Below are 17986 nucleotides of genomic sequence, written 5' to 3'. Positions count from 1 at the left end.
TCTGTCCCCATGGCGTCCTTGCGCGAACGAAAGAAACGGCAGACCCGGCAGGCCCTCATGGACGCCGCCGGCCGGTTGTTCGACGAGCGGGGATACGAGGCCACGACCGTCGACCAGATCGCCGCGGCCGCCGGGGTCTCCACCCGCACGTTCTTCTCCTACTTCCGGCACAAGGCCGACGTCCTGTACGCCAACAGCGCCGACTGCCTGGAGGCGGGCGTGGCCGCGCTGGGCACCAGGCGGCCCGGCGAACCGCCCGCCGCCCTGCTCGCCAGAGCCTTCGACGCGATGCTCGCCGAGAGCTGGGAGATGGGCCTGGTGGCCGGGCTCGTCGGCGAGGCGGTCAACCTGCCCGTCTTCTCCCCGCAGGCCGCCATCGACCGGTCCAACAACCGCGTGGAACGCCTGGCCACCGCACTCGCCGCCGCCTGCGAACTCGACCGCGTGACCGCGTACGCGATGGTGGGCGCCGCACTCGGCGCCGTCAGCACGACCGCGGCCGCCGCCATGTCCGACGGCAGAACCGATGAGGAGACCATGGCCGAGACCGCCCGCGCCTGCCGCCGCGCACTTGTCGGCTTCGCCCGGGACCAATAGCGAACGCCGGGCGCCTTTACAAAGTAAGCTTTTGACGAATGTCGTAGCGCGGGCCTCCGCCGCCATGGGTTCGTCAGTGGATCCGGCCGGGTCCAGCGGGCAGGCTGGCGGCATGAACGCGGACGCGGTGGTCATCGGTGCCGGTGTGATCGGGGCGTCGATCGCCCACGAGCTGGCGGGCTCCGGCCTGAACGTGCTGGTCGTCGACAAGGGCGGCGGCGCGGGCCAGGGCTCGACCGGGGCCTCCAGCGCGGTGGTCAGGTTCAACTTCTCCACCTGGGACGGCGTCGCCCTGGCCTGGGAGGCCAAGCACTGCTGGGAGTCCTGGCGCGACCATCTCGGCGCGCCGGCGGACGAGCCCCTCCCCCGCTACCACCGCACGGGCCTGGTCATGCTGGACGTGCGGGCCGCTCCCCGTTCACGGATTCTGCCGTTGTTCGACCGGGCCGGCGTGCCGTACGAGGAGTGGGATCCCGGCACGCTCGCCGCCCGCGTCCCCGGCATCGACACCGGGCGGCACTGGCCGCCCGCGCGGCTCGACGACGAGCGCTTCTGGAACGAGCCCGACGGCCGGCTCGGCGCGGTGTTCACCCCGGACGCGGGCTACGTCGACGACCCGCAGCTCGCCGCCGCCGGCCTGGCCGCCGCCGCGAGCCGCCACGGCGCCGCCTTCCGCTACCGGCAGGAGGTGGTGGAGGTCGCCCGCGCGCGCGGGCGGGTCTCCGGTGTACGGCTGGCCGACGGAACCCTGCTCGCCGCCCCGATCGTGGTCAACGCGGCCGGCCCCTGGTCGGCGGCGCTCAACCGGCTGGCCGGTGTGACCTCCGTGCGGACGCGCCCCCTGCGTCAGGAGGTCCACCACGTGGCGGCCGCTCCCCCCGGGTTCGGGCCCATCGTCGCCGACCTGGACCTCGGCGTCTACCTGCGCGGCGAGCCGGGCGGCGGGCTGCTCGTCGGCGGCACGGAACCGGCCTGCGACCCGCTGGAGTGGCTGGACGACCCCGACCAGGCGGCCATGGCGCCCACGGCGTCCTCGTTCGAGACCCAGGTCACCAGGGCCGCGCGCCGCTTCCCCGCGCTCACCGTGCCCGGCCGGGCCAAGGGTGTGGTCGGCGTCTACGACGTGACCGACGACTGGACGCCCGTCTACGACAGGACCGAGCTGCCCGGGTTCTACGTGGCGATGGGCACCAGCGGCAACCAGTTCAAGAACGCCCCGGTCGTCGGCCGGATCATGACCGCCCTGATCGAGGCGGTCGAAGCCGGCAGGGACCACGACCGCGAGCCCCTGGACTATCTCGCCCCGCACACCGGGCACCGGATCGGCCTGGCGGCCTTCTCCAGGAAACGGCCCGTCGGCACCGGCGGCACCGGCACCGTCATGGGCTAGCCCGATTCACCTACCACCGACGGACAGGAGTTCTCATGACACACGCCGACGTGCGCGGCAGCGCCACCTGGAACCTGGTCGAGGAGCACTTCCGCAGGCTGCACGACCCGGTGCTGGGCCGGCCGCACCGGCTGCTGGAGCCGTCCTGCTCCGCCGACGGCTCGCGGATCGCCGTGACCGGCCTGGTGTACGACGAGCTGGCCGGCCTCCCCCGGCAGGCCTGCTTCCTGGTCGACGGTACGGAACTGCGGCCGCTGACCGGATCGTCCGGCTCCTCCAGGCAACCGTGCTTCTCCCCCGGCGGCGCGACGGTGGCGTTCCTGTCGGATCGCGCGGAGGCGGGCAGGTTCCAGCTGTACCTGTTGCGCGAGGGCCACCTGGGTGAGGCGGAGGCGACCCCGGCCGTGCCCGGGACGGCCGAGTACTGCTCCTGGTCGCCCGACGGCACCCGGGTGCTGCTCGGGGTGGCCGGGCTCGGCGCCGATCTGGCCGGCGGCCAGGGGAGCGGCACGACGTACAAGCCGAAGGAGGAGCTGCCGGACTGGCACCCGCACGTCGAGGTCGGCGCGACGGAGGAGGCGTGGCGCTCGCTGTGGCTCCACGACCTCGCGGCGGGCACGACCACCCGGCTGTCGCCGGACGGACTCAACGTCTGGGAGGCGGTCTGGTCGGGCCCGGACGCCGTCCTGGCCGTCACCAGCACCGCTCCGGACGAGAGCGCCTGGTACACGGCCGTGCTCTCGCGCCTGGGCCTGGACGGGACGGTCACCGAACGTGCCCGCTCCGGCGTGCAGTTCGGCTGGCCCGCCGCCTCGCCTTCCGGGGGACGGCTGGCGGTGGTCGAGGCGGTGTGCAGCGACCGCTGGGTCGTCGCGGGCGACCTGCTGGTGGGCTCCGGTGACGCGGCTCTGGAGCGGGTCGACGCCGGTGGGGTGGACGTCACCGCGACGCAGTGGATCGACGCCGATCGCCTGGGATTCGCAGGGGTACGCGGCCTGGAGACCGTCGCCGCCGTGTACGACGCGGTGACCGGGAAGACGACCGAGCTGTGGTCCAGCACGGACACCAGCTGCGGCGTGCGCTACCCGGAGGCGGCCTGGACCGCCGACGGCCGCGTGGTGATCGTCGAGGAGGGCTACGCGCTTCCGCAGCGCGTCGTGGTGCTGGGCGAGGAACGGGCCGAGCTCGCCGCGATCTCGCATTCCGGCACCGACCACCACCTGTCGATCGCGGGCCGGGCCGAGACGGTCGCCTGGTCGGCGCCGGACGGGCTGGCCTTGGAGGGAATCCTGTGCGTCCCCGGCGGCGAGGGGCCCTTCCCGCTGGTGGTGAACATCCACGGCGGCCCGGTGTGGAGCTTCCGCAACCTGTGGTCGATGCTCTACCCCTGGACTCCGCTGCTGGTCGCCCAGGGGTACGCCGTCCTCAACCCCAACCCGCGGGGCAGCTCTGGCCGCGGCCAGGACTTCGCCCGGCTGGTGTTCGGGGAGATGGGCGGCGACGACACGGCCGACTTCACCTCGGCGGTCGACGCCCTGGTCGAGCGCGGGATCGCCGACCCGGCCAGAGTCGGCGTCATCGGCGGATCGTACGGCGGCTACATGTCCTCCTGGCTCGTCACCCAGGACCAGCGCTGGGCCGCCGCCGTGCCGTTCGCGCCCGTGACGAACTGGTACAGCCAGCACTTCACCAGCAACATCCCCTTCTTCGACGCGCTGTTCCTCGACGGGAATCCGGAGGTGCCCGGGGACAAGTTCCACACCAGGAGCCCGGTCGCGCATGCCAGCAAGGTGCGTACCCCCTGCCTGAACGTCGCCGGCGCCCTGGACCGCTGCACTCCCCCGACGCAGGCCAGGGAGTTCCACCAGGCGTTGCTTGAGCACGGGGTCGAGTCGCAGCTCGCGATCTACCCGGGTGAGGGGCACGGCGTCCGCGCCTTCCCCGCGGTGATCGACTTCTGTACGCGGGTCGTGGACTGGTTCCAGAAGCACATGCCGGCCACCCGCGGCTGATTCAGGGCGCGGCGTGCGGGTTCGGGCTGACCAGCGCGTCCGGCACCCGCTCGCGGGCCACGGCGGCGTGCACCCGGCAGGCCAGCTCGGAACCGCCCATGCCGGGCAGCTCGACCAGCATCTGGTGCAGGCCGCCGGGGTCGCAGGGCCGGTCGGCGTCGAGTTCGTCGGCCCACTTCTCGGTGGCGCCGCCCCGCAGCAGCTCGCACACCGTGCTGAAGCGGGTGGCGTGATCGGCGGAGGTTCGGGCCTCGCGCAGCGCGTCACCCAGGCTGTCCAGGTGCCGGCGGGCGGCCGGGTGGAGCAGGCGGTCCTTGTCGGCCGCCAGGTCGGCGACCTCGCGCCGCAGCTCCGCCACCGCCTCAAGCAGCTCCATCAGGTACAGGCCCGCCTCGCCCTCGCGCTCGATGAGCTCGTAGGCGTCCGCGCGCCGCTGGCACGGGTCGGCCGCGCGGGCGACGGGCCCGATCTCGCCAGGGGTGGCGAGCTTGCGCGACTGCAGCATCAGCACCGGCGTGAACAGCAGCGGCTCCTGCCCCTCGGCGTCCGGTTCGCCGGTGGCGATGCGGTCGCCGGGGCCCGCCAGCTCGCCCGACTCGTTGAGCGGCAGGTGGTCGATCCTGGCCACCACCGCCCAGTCGCGGGGTGCGCGCGGGTCGTGACCGGGCTCGATCTCGTCCACGTCGAGCATGACCGGCGTGCCGTCCGAGCAGCCGTCGGCGATGGCGGCCAGTTCGCCGGTGGTGGCGATGATGCGGCGCCGGCCGTACTCCATGCGGACTCTCCTCTTTCCCGGCGAGGCGGGCTGGTCGGACGACGGCCAGCGTAGCGCGGGAAGGCGCCTCACCTGGTGTCGGTCAGGCTCACCGGCGCAGGTGCCGGAAGGCGGCCCTGAGTTCGGAGACCAGGAGGCCGGGCTGTTCCAGGCCGGGGAAGTGGCCGCCGCGGTCCAGCTCGTTCCAGGACCGCAGGTCGCGGTAGCGGCGTTCGGCCCAGCGGCGGGCGGTCGGCCACGGCTCGGCGGGGAACAGTGAGCAGGCGGTGGGCACCGTCACCGGCTGGGCGTTCTCCGCCTCGGCGCTGCGGGGCACCCAGCGCATGGTCTCCCAGTACCAGCGGGCGCTGGAGGCGCCGGTGCCGGTCAGCCAGTACAGGGCGATGGTGTCCGCCTGCTGGGCCAGGCTGACTCCGCCGCCGTACTCCGGGCGGGGGTCGGAGTAGGCGGCGAATTTCTCGCCGAGCCACGCGGCCAGGCCCGCGGGCGAGTCCAGCAGGGAGTAGCCGAGGGTCTGGGGGCGGCTGGCCATGATCATCGCGAAGCCGTAGCCGTCGGCCAGATGCGTGTCGCGGCGGTCCAGCATGCGCTGCTCGGCCGGGTCCGGGGCGATCCGGTCCTCCGGCAGGGGCGAGGCGAGGGGCATGGTCAGGTGCAGGCCGGTGACGCGTTCGGGGGCCAGGCGGGCGAGTTCGGTGCTGACGAACGCGCCCCAGTCTCCGCCGTGCGCGCCGAACCGCTCGTAGCCGAGCGCGGTCATCAGTTCTGCCCACGCTCGCGCGGTACGCCCGGGATGCCAGCCGGGTTCGCGGGGACGGTCGCTGAACCCGAACCCCGGCAGCGCCGGGACGACCACGTGGAAGGCGTCGCTCGCCGAGCCGCCGTGGGCGACGGGGTCGGTGAGCGGGCCCAGGACGTTCTCGAACTCCAGGACCGAGCCCGGCCAGCCGTGGGTCAGCAGCAAGGGGACCGCATCCGGCTCGGGTGAGCGCACGTGCCAGAACGCGATGGGCAGGCCGTCGAGGCGTACGCGGTAGTGCGGGACCGTGTTCCACCGGTCCTCCACCGCCCGCCAGTCGTGCCGGCGCCAGGTGTCGAGCAGCGCTCGCAGCCGGTCGAGCTCAAGGCCCTGCGTGGCGTCCGGCACCGTTTCCGGCTCGGGCAGCCGTACCTCGTCGAGGCGGGTTCGCAGGCTCGCCAGGTCGCGGTCGGGGATGCGGATGGGATAGGGCTCGATGTCAGGCATGGACGCAACCCTAGGAACGGCGCACCCCGGGGGACCATGCCGGAGATTGCCGGAAAAACCATCAGGAATTGCGATACGCGGATGGCCGCGTGCCCGTGTGCCGCAGGAACGCCGCCGACAGGGCGCCGGGGCCGGCGAACCCGCACAGCGGCGCGATCTCGGCGACCGTGAGCGTGCTCTCCCGCAGCAGGTGCCGCGCCTTCTCGATGCGCAGGCGGGCGAGGTAGCGGTGCGGCGTCTCCCCCGTCGCCGCGCGGAACACGCGGACCAGGTGGAAGACGCTGAGGTACACCTCGTCCGCGATGTCGGCCAGCGTGAGGGGCTCGGCGAGCCGGTCGCGCATGAGGGCGATCGCCGCGCGGACGCGGGTGTCCTCCCGGGCCGGGGGCTTCTCGGGCGCCCGGGAGTGGCGGGTGAGCAGGTGGACGGTGAGGAACGCGGCCGCGGACTCGGCGTACAGGTCGCCGATCTCGCCGGTGGCGCCGACGGCGCGTACGGCCTCCTCGATCAGCGGATCCCCCGCGGCCACGGAGGCCGCCATGCTCGGGTAGTCCGGCGGGCGGCCGCCCAGTTGCTCGGCGGTCCGTTCGACGGTGCCGCGCGGGATGTGGACCTGCACGCTGCGCAGCGGCCCGTCCCCGCGGTAGCGGCGGCGGAGCGGCTGGTCAGGCACACCCAGTTCGAGCCGCCCCGGCGTCCAGGTACGGCGGCTCCATCGGCCGCCGCCGGTCCGCGTCTCCATGGCGGCCCGGCCGCCCACGGGCAGGATCAGGTGCAGGTCGGCGGCGGCCGGCAACTCCATGTCCTCGACCACGGGGACGTGCTCGAACCGCTGGACGAGCAGCGAGCGCCAGCCGAAGTTCTCCCAGCTGCAATGGGTCCGCCGGACATAACGCTCCATGTCGAATCCGGCATAGGGCTGGAGGTCGAAGTGATCGGAGGTGAACACCATACGGCCGAGGCTAGCCGGGCTTGCGCATCCGCCCATGCGGTGCGTACAGTGTTCGCATTAAGGAACGCGGTACGCATCTGCGGAGGATGGACCATGGATCTCGCATATTGGCAGGCCCGGCTCGACGAACTGCGCGCCACCCACCACGTGCCGGGCGCGACGCTGGCCGTGGTGACCGGCGGGGAGCTCTACGAGCTGGCCAGCGGCCTGCTCCACCGCGGCACGGGGGTGGAGGCCACCACCGGCTCGGTGTTCCAGCTGGGCTCGGTCGCCAAGATCTACACCGCCACGCTGGTGATGCAACTGGTCGACTCCGGTGAGCTCGGCCTCGACGCCCGGGTCGCCGACGTACTGCCCGGTTTCGCCGTAGCCGACGCGGAGGCCACCAAGACGATCACGGTCAGGCAGCTGCTCACCCACACCAGCGGTCTCAGCGGCGACTTCCACCTCGACACCGGCCGCGGCGACGACTGCATCGCCCGCTACGTCGAGGCCTGCAAGGACCTGAGCCTGGACTGCCCCACCGGCACCGCGCTGTCCTACAGCGGCAGCGGCTACGTCATCCTGGGCCGCATCATCGAGGTGATCACCGGCCTGACCTGGGACCAGGCGCTCAAGGAGCGCGTCCTGACCCCGCTCGGCCTCGATCAGACGATGACGCTGCCCGAGGAGGCGCTGCGCTTCCGCGTGGCCATGAGTCACCTCGGCGGCGCCGGCGCCTACCCCGAGCCCGCCCCCGTGTGGGACTTCCAGTCCCGCGCCGCCGCCCCCGCCGCCCGCGTCCTGGCCACCGCGGGCGATCTCGCCAGGTTCGCCCGGATGCACCTGAACGGCGGCGCCGGCGTCATCTCCCCCGAGACCATAGCCGCGATGCAGCGCCGCGAAGCCGACAGCCCGGACAAGTGGACGCTCAGCGCCGACGCCTGGGGCCTCGGCTGGACGCTGTACGACTGGAACGGCGTGCCCGGCTACGGCCACGACGGCTCGGCCGTGGGCCAGTTCGCCTACCTGCGCGTGGTGCCCGGAGCGGGCGTGGCGATCGCGCTGCTGACCAACGGCGGCGCCACCCGCCAGCTCTACGCCGACCTGTTCGGCGACCTGCTGTCCGAACTGGCCGGCGTGCGCATGCCCGAGCCGTTCGGCCCGGCCGCCGAGCCGCCCGCGGTCGACTGGGCCGCGCTGACCGGCACCTACCGCCGCGAGGGCGCGGCCCTGACCGTGACCGAGGGACGGCTGCTGTACGAGTTCGTCGACGGCATGGCGGGCATCTCCCCGCCCCTGGACGTCGAGCTCGCCCCCGTCACCCCGGCCGTGTTCGCGGGCACCGGCGCCGGTCCGTCGTTCAACGACGACTACATGCCCGTCGTGTTCTCCACGCTGACCGACGGCACTCCCTGCGTGTTCGTCGGGATGCGGGCCACCCCCAAGATCGCCTGATCAGGGCCGCTCGAAGACGACGCGTCCCCCGGTCATGGTCAGCGTGACCGGGGACTCGGCCAGCTCGTCCGCGGCCGTGGTGACCGGGTCGAGCGCGAGCGCGGTGAGGTCGGCCAGGAACCCGGGGGCGATCCGGCCGGACACCGACTCGGTCGAGGAGGCCAGCGCCGCGTGCGAGGTGCAGCCCTCCAGCGCCATCAGGCCGCTCAGCCCGCCGCCGGAGGCCGCCCCGCGCGGCTCAAGGGCGGCGGCCAGGATCTGGCGGGCGTCGTAGGGGGCGATCGGCCAGTCGGAGCCCAGTGCGAGGATGGCGCCGGCCTCGCGCAGGTCACGGCAGCGCCAGGCGCGCGCGGCCCGCTCGTCACCCAGGCGCCTGGACCATTCGTCGGTGTGGTCGGCGCGCGTGTAGGCGGTGTGCGGAGGCTGCATCGAGGCCGCCACGCCCAGCCCGGCGAACCGGCCGACCTGGTCGTCGGCCAGCGTCTCGATGTGCTCGACGCGGTGGCGCGGGCCGCCCGCCCCCAGCCCTTCGATCGTGTCGAGGACATGGCGCACGGCCGCGTCGCCGATCGCGTGCGTCGCGGTGGGCACACCCACCTGATGCAGCGTCCGTACGGCATGCCGGTAGTCGGCAGGATCGAGCCAGAAGGCCTCGGTGCCCTCACCGTGGCAGTCGGCGTGTTCGAGCCAGGCGGTGCCGCCCTCGACGGTGCCGTCCATGAACAGCTTCACCCCGCCGACCCGCCAGGTGCGGCCGTGCTTCTGCTGCATGCCGATCAGGCCGGCGAACTCGTCGGGGCCGTCGCCGGGCATGCACCACGGGGCCAGGCGGAGCCGTACCGGAAGGTCGTGTTTGTCCTCGACGGCGGTGAGCAGGTCGAGGTCGTCGGCGCCCACGTCCATGACGTGGGCGCCGGTCAGGCCGGTCGCGGCCATGCCGGACAGGAGTTCCAGCAGGCGTTCCGCCCGTACGGCCGGCGGCGTGACGGGCAGCAGCGGCTTCATCAGATCCATCGCGGCGTGTTCCACGAGATGGCCGGTCGGGCGGCCGCCGGCGTCGCAGACCACGGCGGCGCGCTGGGCGAACACACGCGGTCCGTCGATGCCCGCCCGCTCCAGCGCGGCCCCGCTGACCAGGACGGAGTGCGCGTCGTAGAGCCGCAGGTGCGCGGGCGCGCCGGACACCGCCTCCTCGATCAGGTCGTGGTGGAGCGCCCGGCCGCCGAACACGTTGTGGTCGAGCCCGTAGCCGAGCACCCACCCGTCCACCCGCGGCGCCGCGCGGAGGGCGGCGCGCAGCCCGCCGAGGTCGGTGACTCCGGACAGATCGGTGCCGGTGGCCAGGTCCAGTCCCCACAGCGGATGGGCGTGCGCGTCGGTCAGGCCGGGCACCAGGGTCGCTCCCGCCAGGTCCACGACGCGGGTGCCGTTCCCCCGCCAGTCCCGCGCGTCGCTGTCGTCGCCGACGGCGGCGATCAGGCCGCCCTTGACGGCGAGCGCGGTGGCGCGCGGCCGGGCCGGGTCGAGGGTACGGACGCGGGCGCCGATCAGGACGAGGTCGGCTGTGGGCACGGTTCACTCCCGAAGTTCTGGTAGACCTCCGCGCGGTGCCTTCTGAGCCAGAGCGCCAGCCCTGTTCCGATGGCGAAGACCGCGGGGATGAGGGTGAGGATGACCGTGTTCACCGCGACGGCACCGCCGGTGAACAGGGAGATCTTGGTGACGATCAGGCCGAGCGCCCCGGCGAGCAGGACCGCGGCGGCGACGGGCGCGACGAGCGTGCGCACGAGGCCCTCCCCCCGCCGGTCCCTGCCGAAGTAGAACGGTACGGCGATGGCCGCCAGCAGCATCAGCGTCACCAGGCTCATCATGCCCAGCGTGTTCACCCAGAGCAGCAGGTGGGTGTACGGGTCGGCGCCGGCCAGCCAGAAGGCGAGCACGACGACCAGGCCGAGCGCGGTCTGGGCGATGCCCGCGACGTACGGGGACTGGTGGCGGGGATGGATCCGGCCGAGCACGGACGGGAGCACCCGCTCCTCGGCCAGCGACAGGGTGTAGCGGTTGATCGCGTTGTGGAAGGCGAGCAGCGAGGCGAAGATGCTGGTCACGATCAGGATGTGCATGAGGTCGGCGGCCCAGCCGCCCACGTAGGCGGTGATCGCGCCGAAGAAGAGCCCGGCCGGGTCGTCCGCGGCGGCCTTCACGATGGCGGCGCCGCCGAAGGCCTGGATCACGATCCAGACGATGAACGCGTAGAAGACGCCGAGGAAGGCCAGCGCCACGTAGGTGGCGCGCGGGATCGTGCGGCCGGGGTCGCGGGCCTCGCGCCGGTAGATCACGGTCGACTCGAACCCGGTGAACGCGCCGAACGCGAACGCCAGGACGGCGATCATGCCCGGCGCCGTCACGTTGACCGGGGCGAAGGAGTCCAGGCTCAGCGTGCCCTTCAGCAGCACCCCGCCGGCCAGGAGCAGCAGGATCGCGGTCTCGGCGACGAGCAGGACGCCCAGGACCTTGGCGCCGAAGGTGATCGAGCGGTAGCCGCCGTAGTAGGTGATCAGCAGCCCGGCCACGGCGATGACGACCCAGGGCACGTCGATGCCCAGCAGGCTCTTCAGCGTGCCGGCGGTGGCGCTGCCGAGCAGGCCGTACACGCCGATCTCCATGGCGTTGTAGCCGACCATGGCCACCAGCGCGCCGCCGGCTCCGGCCGGGCGGCCCAGCCCGCGGGTGATGAACGCGTAGAAGGCGCCGCCGCCGCGTACGTGCCTGCTCATCGTGGTGAAGCCGATCGCGAAGATCGCCAGGACGAGCCCCGCGACCAGGTAGCCGGCGGGAGCCCCGATGCCACCGAGCATGATCGCGATGGGCGAGACCCCCGCCATGACGGTGAGCGGCGCGGCGGCGGAGATGACGAAGAAGGAGATGTCGACGCTGCCGAGCGAGTCGGATCTGAGAGGCATGGCGGTTACGCCCTTCTAGGCACCAGCACCAAAAACCTAAAGCGTTTTGATTTTGGCAATGTAGCCTCTGAGGGCACGCTTGAGAAGACGTAACGGGGAGAACGACACATGGGCCGGCCTCGGACACCACTCCTTGACCGCGAACGCATCACCACCGCCGCGCTGGCCCTGGTCGACGAGCAGGGCGAGGTCAGCCTGCCGCAGATCGCCCGGCGGCTCGGCGTGCAGACCGGCTCGCTCTACCACCACGTCGACGGGCGCGAGGGCGTCATCGAGCTGATCCGCGAGCACGTCTCCTACCAGATCGACTCCTCCATGCTCGACGTCCCGCCCTGGGACGAGGCGCTGGCCGGCTGGGCGCGTTCCTACCGCGCCGCCTTCGCCGCGCACCCGCGCGCCATCCCGCTGCTCCTGGCCACGCCGGTGCGGACGCCGCGGGTGCTGGGGCAGTACGAGCAGGCCGTACGGATGCTGAACGAGGCCGGGTTCGCCCTCCGGGACGTGCTCACCATGATCACCGCGGTGGAGAACCTGATCTTCGGCTCGGCTCTCGACCTGGCCGCGCCGGACCCGATCTGGGACCTGTCAGGCCAGAACGACGCCCCCGCCCTGTCCCAGGCGATGGCCGCCGCCCCGCCGTCGCGCGCCGACGACGCCTTCGAACTGGCCCTGGCCGCCTGCCTGACCCACTTCAGGACCGTGGCGAGCCGCTGACATCTCCTTCGACCGGCCCCCACGCCCCTCGGCCGACCCCCACGCCCTTCGGCCGGCCTCCACGCGGAGGAGGTCCCCGACCCCGTGGACGCCGATACCGCTCCACATGGGCCAGCCGCCCCACGCGGTCCTGCCGGGGCGGGCCGCAGAGTGCGTGGGGGTCATTATGGGAGGAAGTCCCGGTGGGGTGTTGCGGGTGCGAGTGCGCGTGCCGCCAGCCAGGCCGCGGCGTCCTCGCCCCGCCCGGCGACCAGCGGCGCGCAGTCCGGCAGCAGATCCCGTACGGCCCGCCGTACCGGACCCTCGCTCGTCAGCACGCTCCCGGCCAGCACCACGGGCGTGCCGGGCACGTGCACCTCGCGGAAGGTCCGCACCAGCAGCCCTGCCGCCCGCTCGACGATCTTCACCGCCGCCGGATCGCCCTCACCGGCCGCCCGGCTGACCAGGGGCGCCAGCTCGGCCAGCGCCAGCGGCGCGGCCGCCTGGACGGCCACCGCCACCATCTCCGGCTCGCGGACGCCAAGGTGCCCGAGCACCGACGCGGTGAGCGGGCCCGGTGTCCCGCGGACGGCCGAGCGGGCCGCCTGGCGCCCGATCCAGAACCCGGAGCCCTCGTCCCCGAGCTGCCAGCCGTGCCCGTCGGCCGTCGCCGCGATCTCGTGGTCAATAATTTTCGCCGCGATCGCCCCCGTGCCGGAGATCAGCACGGTTCCGGAGGCCGCGGGTGTGCCCGCGGCGAAGGCCACGACCACGTCCCCGACCACCCGGGGCTGCACCGGGAAGTGCGCGGCGAGCCCCTCGGGCAGCCCCTCGATGCCCGCCAGACCGATCACCGCCGCCCGGACCCCACCGGGCCCGGCCGTCGCCAACGCCTCCTCGATGGCCTTGCCCACCTGGCGAAAAGCCTCTCCGGGCGGGCAGGCGGCCGGGTTGCCGCATCCGGCCCGCCCCCGCCCCAGCACCTGCCCGTCCAGGGTGGCGACGACCGCGCGCGACGACGTCCCTCCGGCGTCCACGCCGAGAACTAAACTCATGTCAAGAATTATCGGCCTAAACCCTTGACGACACCAGATGGTGAGCATAATTTTCACCCTCAAGGAGGACGACGTGGAACTACTGCCCCGGATCCGGGCCGAGCAGGGCGAGATGCCCGAAGCGCTGCGCAAGGTCGCGGAGGTGATCCTGGACGACCCGGCGGAGACGGCCAGGATGACCATCGTGGATCTGGCCGAGCGCAGCGGCACGTCCACGGCCACGATCACCCGGTTCTGCCGGGCGCTGGGCTTCAGCGGCTACGCCGAACTCCGGGTCACGATCGCCAGCCAGACCGGCCGGGCCGCCCAGCAGCATTGGGACACCGACATAGGGCAGGAGATCCTGCCCGCCGACGGCTTGGACAAGGTGCTGGGCGTGGTCTCCAACAGCGACATCCGGCTGATCCAGGAGACCGCCGCCCAGCTCGACCTGGCCACGGTGGAGAAGGTGGCGAACGTCATCAAGAACGCCGGCCGGGTGCTGCTGTTCGGCGTGGCCAGCAGCGCGGCGGTGGCCGGTGAGATGGAGTACCGCCTCCAGCGCATCCGCGTCCCCACCTGGAGCAGGTCGGACGCGCACAGCGCGCTGACCGACGCCGCGCTGCTGGGCGACGGCGACGTGGCGATCGGCATCTCGCACAGCGGCAGGACCAGGGAGGTCATCGAGGTGCTCGCCGAGGCGGCGAGCCACGGCGCGATCACCGTGGCGGTCACCTCGCATCCGAGCTCCCCGCTGGCCGAGGTGGCCGAACTGGTCCTCACGACGGCGGCGCGGGAGACGACCTTCCGCAGCGACGGGTTCGCCGCGATCCACTCCCAGCTGCTCGTCCTCGACGTGGTCTACGTCGCGGTCGCGCAGCGCACCTACGAGCGCACCAAGGAGGCGTTCGACCTGACGGTACGCGCCGTCACCGGACACCGCCTAGACGGAGGGCAATGAACCCCGACACCTACGCAGACCATGTGGCCGACCTGGTCAGGACCATTCCGCGGACCCACGCCGGCGAGATCGGGCAAGCCGCCCGCCTTATCGGCAGATGTCTCGACAACGGGGGCGTGATCCAGGCCTTCGGCTCCGGCCACTCGGAAGCGGTCGCCATGGAGATCGCCGGCCGCGCGGGCGGCCTCGTGCCCACCAACCGGCTCGCCCTGCGCGACATCGTCCTGTACGGCGGAGCCGACCGCGCCGAACTCACCCGCTACGACCTCGAACGCGACCCCGAGGTCGCGCACCGCATCCTGGCCGCCGCCCCGATCGGCGAGCCGGACCTGTTCGTGGTCATCTCCAACTCCGGCGTCAACGGCGTCGTGGTGGAGCTGGCCCAGGCCGTCAAGAAGCGCGGTCACGACCTGATCGCCATCACCTCCCTGGCCCACAGCACCGCCGTCGCCTCCCGCCACCCCTCGGGCGCCCGGTTGTGCGACCTGGCCGACGTGGTGCTCGACAACATGGCACCGTACGGCGACGCCGTACTCCCCCTTCCGGACGGCGGCGCGGTCGGCGCGGTCTCCACGATCACCTCGGCCCTGCTCGCCCAGCTCGTCGTCACGCGGGTCGTCCGCGACCAGCTGGAGGCGGGCAAGGTCCCGCCGATCTACCTGTCGGCCAACGTGCCGGAGGGCGACGAGCACAACCTGCGCCTCGAAGCGCTCTACGCGGGCCGGATCCGCCGCGGCTCCTGAACTCCCTCGCAACCCCCAGCACAAGGACCCGTCTCTTAGCCGAAAGCTGTCTTCGTCATGCCTGAAAACACCCCCACGCGCCGCGGATTCCTCGGCCTGCTCGCCCTCACCCCGGTCGTCGCCGCCTGCGCCACCGGCGGCGGCGCGCCCGTGGCCTCCGCCCCGGCCGCCGCCGGGCCCACCAGCGCCGCCAACCCGCTCGGCGTCGCCGCCAAGGACCCGCTGGACGTCGTCATCTTCAAGGGCGGCTTCGGCGACGACTGGGCGAAGTTCGCCGAGTCGCTCTACACCCAGCGCCATCCCGGGGCGAAGATCACGCACGCCGGCATCCAGGGCGTCGGCCAGGCCATGCAGCCGCGCATGGTCGCCGGCGACCCGCCCGACGTGATCGACAACTCCGGCGCCGGCGCGCTGGACGTCGCCTCGCTCGTCGCCGACAAGCAGCTTCTGTCGCTGGAGAAGTTACTCGACGCGCCCTCGGCCGACGATCCGGCCGTCAAGGTGCGCGACACCCTGGTGCCCGGCATCGTCGAGGCGGGCAGCTTCGGCGGCGTGCCGTACGTGCTCAACTACGCCTATACCGTCTGGGGCCTGTGGTACAGCTCCTCGCTGTTCGCCAAGCACGGCTGGACCTACCCGGCGACCTGGGCCGAGATGCTGACGCTCGGCGACGAGATCAAGAAGGCGGGCCTGGCCCCCTGGACCTACCAGGGCAAGTACCCCGAATACATGAACGACCCGCTGCTCACCATGGTCGCCAAGGCCGGCGGCATGGAGCAGGTCGCCGCCATCGACAACCTGGAGCCCGGCGCCTGGCGGGCCGGCAGCGTCAAGGACGTCGTCGAGGCCTTCGCCGAGCTGGCCGGGCGCGGGCACATCATGAAGGGCTCGGAAGCTCTGTCGCACACCGAGGCGCAGACCGCCTGGTGCCAGGGCAAGGCCGTCTTCCTCCCCTGCGGCTCCTGGCTGGAGGCCGAACAGGCCAAGGTCACCCCCGCCGGCTTCGACATGGTCGCCGGACCCACGCCCCGGCTCTCGGACGGCGACAAGCTGCCCGGCACCGCCATCCAGGCCGCGGGCAGCGAGCCGTTCATCGTCCCCGCGCAGGGCAAGAACACCGCGGGCGGGCTGGAGTTCCTGCGCCTCATGCTGGCGAAGGAGAGCGCGGCCAACTTCGCCACGACCGCCAGCGCCATGCCGGTGCGCAAGGACGCGCTGGAGGGGCTCCCGCTGTCCAGCGGGCTGAAGTCGGTGGGCGAACTGGTCGCGGCGGCGGGCGAGCACGTGCTGTCCTACCGCTTTCCCGGCTGGTACGCGCCGCTGGCGAAAGCCGTACACGACTCGACGGGAGAGCTGCTCAACGGCCGGGTCAGCGCCGCGCAGTGGACCGATCGCGTGCAGAAGGCCGCCGACCAGGTGGCCGCGGACGCCTCGATCACCAAGTACGAGCGATGAGGCACCGCCGGCTGCCGTTCATCGCGGGGTTCCTCGTCCTGCCGCTGACGCTGTACGCGGTGCTGGTGCTCTCGCCCTACGCGCAGGCGTTCTACCTGGCGCTGACCGACTGGCGCGGGGTCTCGGCGCGGGCGGAGTTCGTCGGGGCGGACAACTTCGCCCGGCTGCTGGACGATCCGCAGGTGCTGGCGGCGCTGAAGAACAACGCGCTCATGCTGCTGGTGGTGCCGATCGCCACCGTGGTGCTCGCGCTGTTCCTGGCCGCGGCGCTCAGCCTCGGCCGCCGGCGGGGCGCGGGGGTCTACCGCGTCGTCTACTTCTTCCCGCAACTGCTGTCGGTCGCCGTGGTCGGGGTCCTGTTCCAGTTCGTCTACACCCCGAACTCCGGGCTGCTCAACGGGGTCCTGAACCTGCTGGGCATCGAGGGACGCTCCTGGCTCGGCGACCCGTCGCTCGCGCTGTGGGCGGTCATGGCGGTGGTCGTGTGGAGCGCGGCCGGCTTCTACGTGGTGTTGTTCTGCGCCGCGATGGAGTCGATCCCCCGGGAGATCCTGGAGGCCGCCGCCATCGACGGCGCCTCCGCGCTCACCCGCCTGACCCGCGTCGTACTGCCGCTGGTCTGGGAGAACGTCCAGGTCGCCTTCATCTATCTGGGCATGGCCGCCCTCGACGGCTTCGCCATCGTGCAGATCATGACCGTCGGTCCCGGCGGCCCCGACAACGCCACCGAGGTGCTCGGCCTCACCCTGTACCGCAACGCCTTCACCTACGGGAAGTTCGGCTACGCCTCCGCGCTCGGGGTCGCGCTGTTCTTCCTCACCCTGGCGCTTGCCGTGCTCGTGCTGCGTGGTTCGCGCCGCGATCGGGTGGAGATGGCATGACCCTCTCTCATCGGGTACGGCGGCCGCGCCCATGGAGCTCGTTGCTGCACCTGGCCCTCGTGGGCTGGGGCGCCATCGTCACGCTGCCGCTGGTGTGGGCGGTGATGAGCTCGTTCAAGGCCGACCGGGACATCCTGACCAGCCCGTGGAGCCTGCCGGACCGGTTGCATGGGGAGAACTGGGTCCGGGCATGGACAGAAGCCTCCATTGGCCGATATTTCCTGAACTCAGCGGTTGTGGTGGGGAGCGCGGTGGTTCTCACCATGTTGTTCGGGGCGATGGTGGCCTACGTCCTGGCCCGTTACCGCTTCCCCGGCTCGCGGCTCCTCTACTACCTGTTCATCGCCGGGATGGCCTTCCCCCTTTTCCTCGCCCTCGTCCCGCTCTTCTTCGTCGTGCGCTCCCTGGGCCTGCTCGGCACCCCGCTCGGGCTGATCCTCGTCTACACCGCGTACGCGCTGCCGTTCACCGTCTTCTTCCTGACCTCCTTCTTCCGCACGCTGCCCACCTCCGTCGCCGAAGCCGCCTTCCTCGACGGCTGCTCCCACTCCGGCGTGTTCTTCCGGGTCATGCTGCCCATGGCCAAGCCCGGCCTCATCAGCGTCGGCATCTTCAACTTCCTCGGCCTCTGGAACCAGTACCTGCTGCCGCTCGCGCTCAATCCGGAGGAGTCCGAGTTCGTCCTGGCGCAGGGGCTGGCGGTGCTGGCCGTACGGCAGGGCTACGCCAGCGACTGGAGCGGGCTGTTCGCCGGGCTCACGATCTCGATGCTGCCGGTGCTGGCCGCGTACGTGGTCTTCCAGCGCCGTATCACCTCCGGCCTCACCGCCGGAGCCGTCCGTTAGCA

16 protein-coding genes are annotated in these 17986 nt (G+C 72.3%); 10 read left to right on the top strand and 6 right to left on the bottom strand.

The features are described 5' to 3' along the window. Positions 1-9 precede the first annotated feature (9 nt). The 3 genes from ACFWYW_RS21715 to ACFWYW_RS21705 all read left to right on the top strand — a co-directional run bounded on the left by ACFWYW_RS21715 (position 10) and on the right by ACFWYW_RS21705 (position 3999). Entirely contained in the window at positions 10-597 is a 588-nt protein-coding gene (locus ACFWYW_RS21715) for a TetR/AcrR family transcriptional regulator (RefSeq protein ID WP_379621072.1), read from the top strand. Positions 598-709: 112 nt separating this feature from the next. After that, positions 710-1987, top strand: a complete 1278-nt coding sequence (locus tag ACFWYW_RS21710) for an NAD(P)/FAD-dependent oxidoreductase (protein WP_379621070.1) — start codon at positions 710-712, stop codon at positions 1985-1987. Positions 1988-2022: 35 nt separating this feature from the next. Next, positions 2023-3999: a S9 family peptidase gene (locus ACFWYW_RS21705; RefSeq protein ID WP_379621068.1), complete on the top strand. Its 1977-nt coding sequence runs from the start codon at positions 2023-2025 to the stop codon at positions 3997-3999. Between the two features lies 1 nt (position 4000). Here ACFWYW_RS21705 and ACFWYW_RS21700 read toward each other — a convergent pair whose 3' ends face one another. The 3 genes from ACFWYW_RS21700 to ACFWYW_RS21690 all read right to left on the bottom strand — a co-directional run bounded on the left by ACFWYW_RS21700 (position 4001) and on the right by ACFWYW_RS21690 (position 6972). Continuing rightward, on the bottom strand, positions 4001-4774 hold the full coding sequence (locus tag ACFWYW_RS21700; protein WP_379621066.1) for a hypothetical protein: 774 nt from the start codon (positions 4772-4774) through the stop codon (positions 4001-4003). A gap of 88 nt (positions 4775-4862) precedes the next feature. Continuing rightward, positions 4863-6020, bottom strand: a complete 1158-nt coding sequence (locus tag ACFWYW_RS21695; RefSeq protein ID WP_379621064.1) for an epoxide hydrolase family protein — start codon at positions 6018-6020, stop codon at positions 4863-4865. A 61-nt stretch (positions 6021-6081) separates the two neighbouring features. Beyond that, positions 6082-6972 (bottom strand): helix-turn-helix domain-containing protein, encoded by an 891-nt coding sequence (locus ACFWYW_RS21690; RefSeq protein ID WP_379621062.1) that lies wholly within the window; start codon positions 6970-6972, stop codon positions 6082-6084. A 93-nt stretch (positions 6973-7065) separates the two neighbouring features. Between ACFWYW_RS21690 and ACFWYW_RS21685 the strand changes: the two genes are divergently transcribed. After that, positions 7066-8409 (top strand): serine hydrolase domain-containing protein, encoded by a 1344-nt coding sequence (locus ACFWYW_RS21685; protein WP_379621060.1) that lies wholly within the window; start codon positions 7066-7068, stop codon positions 8407-8409. Here the strand turns inward: ACFWYW_RS21685 and ACFWYW_RS21680 are convergent, their stop codons facing one another. Further along, entirely contained in the window at positions 8410-9981 is a 1572-nt protein-coding gene (locus tag ACFWYW_RS21680) for an amidohydrolase (protein ID WP_379641038.1), read from the bottom strand. Beyond that, a complete protein-coding gene (locus tag ACFWYW_RS21675) occupies positions 9957-11372 on the bottom strand; it encodes an APC family permease (RefSeq protein ID WP_379627961.1) in 1416 nt (471 codons plus the stop codon). The genes ACFWYW_RS21680 and ACFWYW_RS21675 overlap by 25 nt, the downstream gene beginning before the upstream one ends. A gap of 108 nt (positions 11373-11480) precedes the next feature. Here ACFWYW_RS21675 and ACFWYW_RS21670 point away from each other — a divergent pair, with 108 nt between their 5' ends. Next, complete coding sequence (locus tag ACFWYW_RS21670; RefSeq protein ID WP_379627959.1) at positions 11481-12086, top strand: TetR/AcrR family transcriptional regulator; 606 nt, start codon at positions 11481-11483, stop codon at positions 12084-12086. A 164-nt stretch (positions 12087-12250) separates the two neighbouring features. On the opposite strand, the gene ACFWYW_RS21665 is transcribed toward ACFWYW_RS21670, so the two are convergent. Beyond that, on the bottom strand, positions 12251-13120 hold the full coding sequence (locus ACFWYW_RS21665; RefSeq protein WP_379627957.1) for an N-acetylglucosamine kinase: 870 nt from the start codon (positions 13118-13120) through the stop codon (positions 12251-12253). A gap of 73 nt (positions 13121-13193) precedes the next feature. Between ACFWYW_RS21665 and ACFWYW_RS21660 the strand changes: the two genes are divergently transcribed. From ACFWYW_RS21660 to ACFWYW_RS21640, 5 genes are read left to right on the top strand one after another with little or no spacing between them, the layout of a single operon-like run. After that, positions 13194-14060, top strand: a complete 867-nt coding sequence (locus ACFWYW_RS21660) for a MurR/RpiR family transcriptional regulator (RefSeq protein WP_379627955.1) — start codon at positions 13194-13196, stop codon at positions 14058-14060. Beyond that, positions 14057-14803, top strand: a complete 747-nt coding sequence (locus ACFWYW_RS21655) for a sugar isomerase domain-containing protein (protein ID WP_379627953.1) — start codon at positions 14057-14059, stop codon at positions 14801-14803. The genes ACFWYW_RS21660 and ACFWYW_RS21655 overlap by 4 nt, the downstream gene beginning before the upstream one ends. A gap of 57 nt (positions 14804-14860) precedes the next feature. Beyond that, positions 14861-16258: an N-acetylglucosamine/diacetylchitobiose ABC transporter substrate-binding protein gene (gene ngcE, locus ACFWYW_RS21650; protein WP_379641037.1), complete on the top strand. Its 1398-nt coding sequence runs from the start codon at positions 14861-14863 to the stop codon at positions 16256-16258. Continuing rightward, complete coding sequence (locus ACFWYW_RS21645; protein WP_379628203.1) at positions 16255-17139, top strand: carbohydrate ABC transporter permease; 885 nt, start codon at positions 16255-16257, stop codon at positions 17137-17139. Before ngcE ends, ACFWYW_RS21645 begins: the two co-directional genes overlap by 4 nt. Then, on the top strand, positions 17136-17984 hold the full coding sequence (locus ACFWYW_RS21640; RefSeq protein WP_379628201.1) for a carbohydrate ABC transporter permease: 849 nt from the start codon (positions 17136-17138) through the stop codon (positions 17982-17984). The genes ACFWYW_RS21645 and ACFWYW_RS21640 overlap by 4 nt, the downstream gene beginning before the upstream one ends. Positions 17985-17986 lie beyond the last annotated feature (2 nt).

Origin of the sequence: Nonomuraea sp. NPDC059023 (assembly GCF_042740095.1) — a bacterium.
GTDB lineage: Bacteria > Actinomycetota > Actinomycetes > Streptosporangiales > Streptosporangiaceae > Nonomuraea.
The sequence above is the reverse complement of the archived record's forward strand: the minus strand, read 5'-3'. Positions and strand labels throughout refer to the sequence as shown.

Coding starts and splice junctions, on each gene's coding strand:
- ACFWYW_RS21670 (WP_379627959.1), top strand. CDS start 11,481: ATGGGCCGGCCTCGGACACCACTCCTTGACCGCGAACGCATCACCACC.
- ACFWYW_RS21700 (WP_379621066.1), bottom strand. CDS start 4,774: ATGGAGTACGGCCGGCGCCGCATCATCGCCACCACCGGCGAACTGGCC.
- ACFWYW_RS21710 (WP_379621070.1), top strand. CDS start 710: ATGAACGCGGACGCGGTGGTCATCGGTGCCGGTGTGATCGGGGCGTCG.
- ACFWYW_RS21705 (WP_379621068.1), top strand. CDS start 2,023: ATGACACACGCCGACGTGCGCGGCAGCGCCACCTGGAACCTGGTCGAG.
- ACFWYW_RS21685 (WP_379621060.1), top strand. CDS start 7,066: ATGGATCTCGCATATTGGCAGGCCCGGCTCGACGAACTGCGCGCCACC.
- ngcE (WP_379641037.1), top strand. CDS start 14,861: ATGCCTGAAAACACCCCCACGCGCCGCGGATTCCTCGGCCTGCTCGCC.
- ACFWYW_RS21695 (WP_379621064.1), bottom strand. CDS start 6,020: ATGCCTGACATCGAGCCCTATCCCATCCGCATCCCCGACCGCGACCTG.
- ACFWYW_RS21645 (WP_379628203.1), top strand. CDS start 16,255: ATGAGGCACCGCCGGCTGCCGTTCATCGCGGGGTTCCTCGTCCTGCCG.
- ACFWYW_RS21690 (WP_379621062.1), bottom strand. CDS start 6,972: ATGGTGTTCACCTCCGATCACTTCGACCTCCAGCCCTATGCCGGATTC.
- ACFWYW_RS21640 (WP_379628201.1), top strand. CDS start 17,136: ATGACCCTCTCTCATCGGGTACGGCGGCCGCGCCCATGGAGCTCGTTG.
- ACFWYW_RS21715 (WP_379621072.1), top strand. CDS start 10: ATGGCGTCCTTGCGCGAACGAAAGAAACGGCAGACCCGGCAGGCCCTC.
- ACFWYW_RS21665 (WP_379627957.1), bottom strand. CDS start 13,120: ATGAGTTTAGTTCTCGGCGTGGACGCCGGAGGGACGTCGTCGCGCGCG.
- ACFWYW_RS21655 (WP_379627953.1), top strand. CDS start 14,057: ATGAACCCCGACACCTACGCAGACCATGTGGCCGACCTGGTCAGGACC.
- ACFWYW_RS21675 (WP_379627961.1), bottom strand. CDS start 11,372: ATGCCTCTCAGATCCGACTCGCTCGGCAGCGTCGACATCTCCTTCTTC.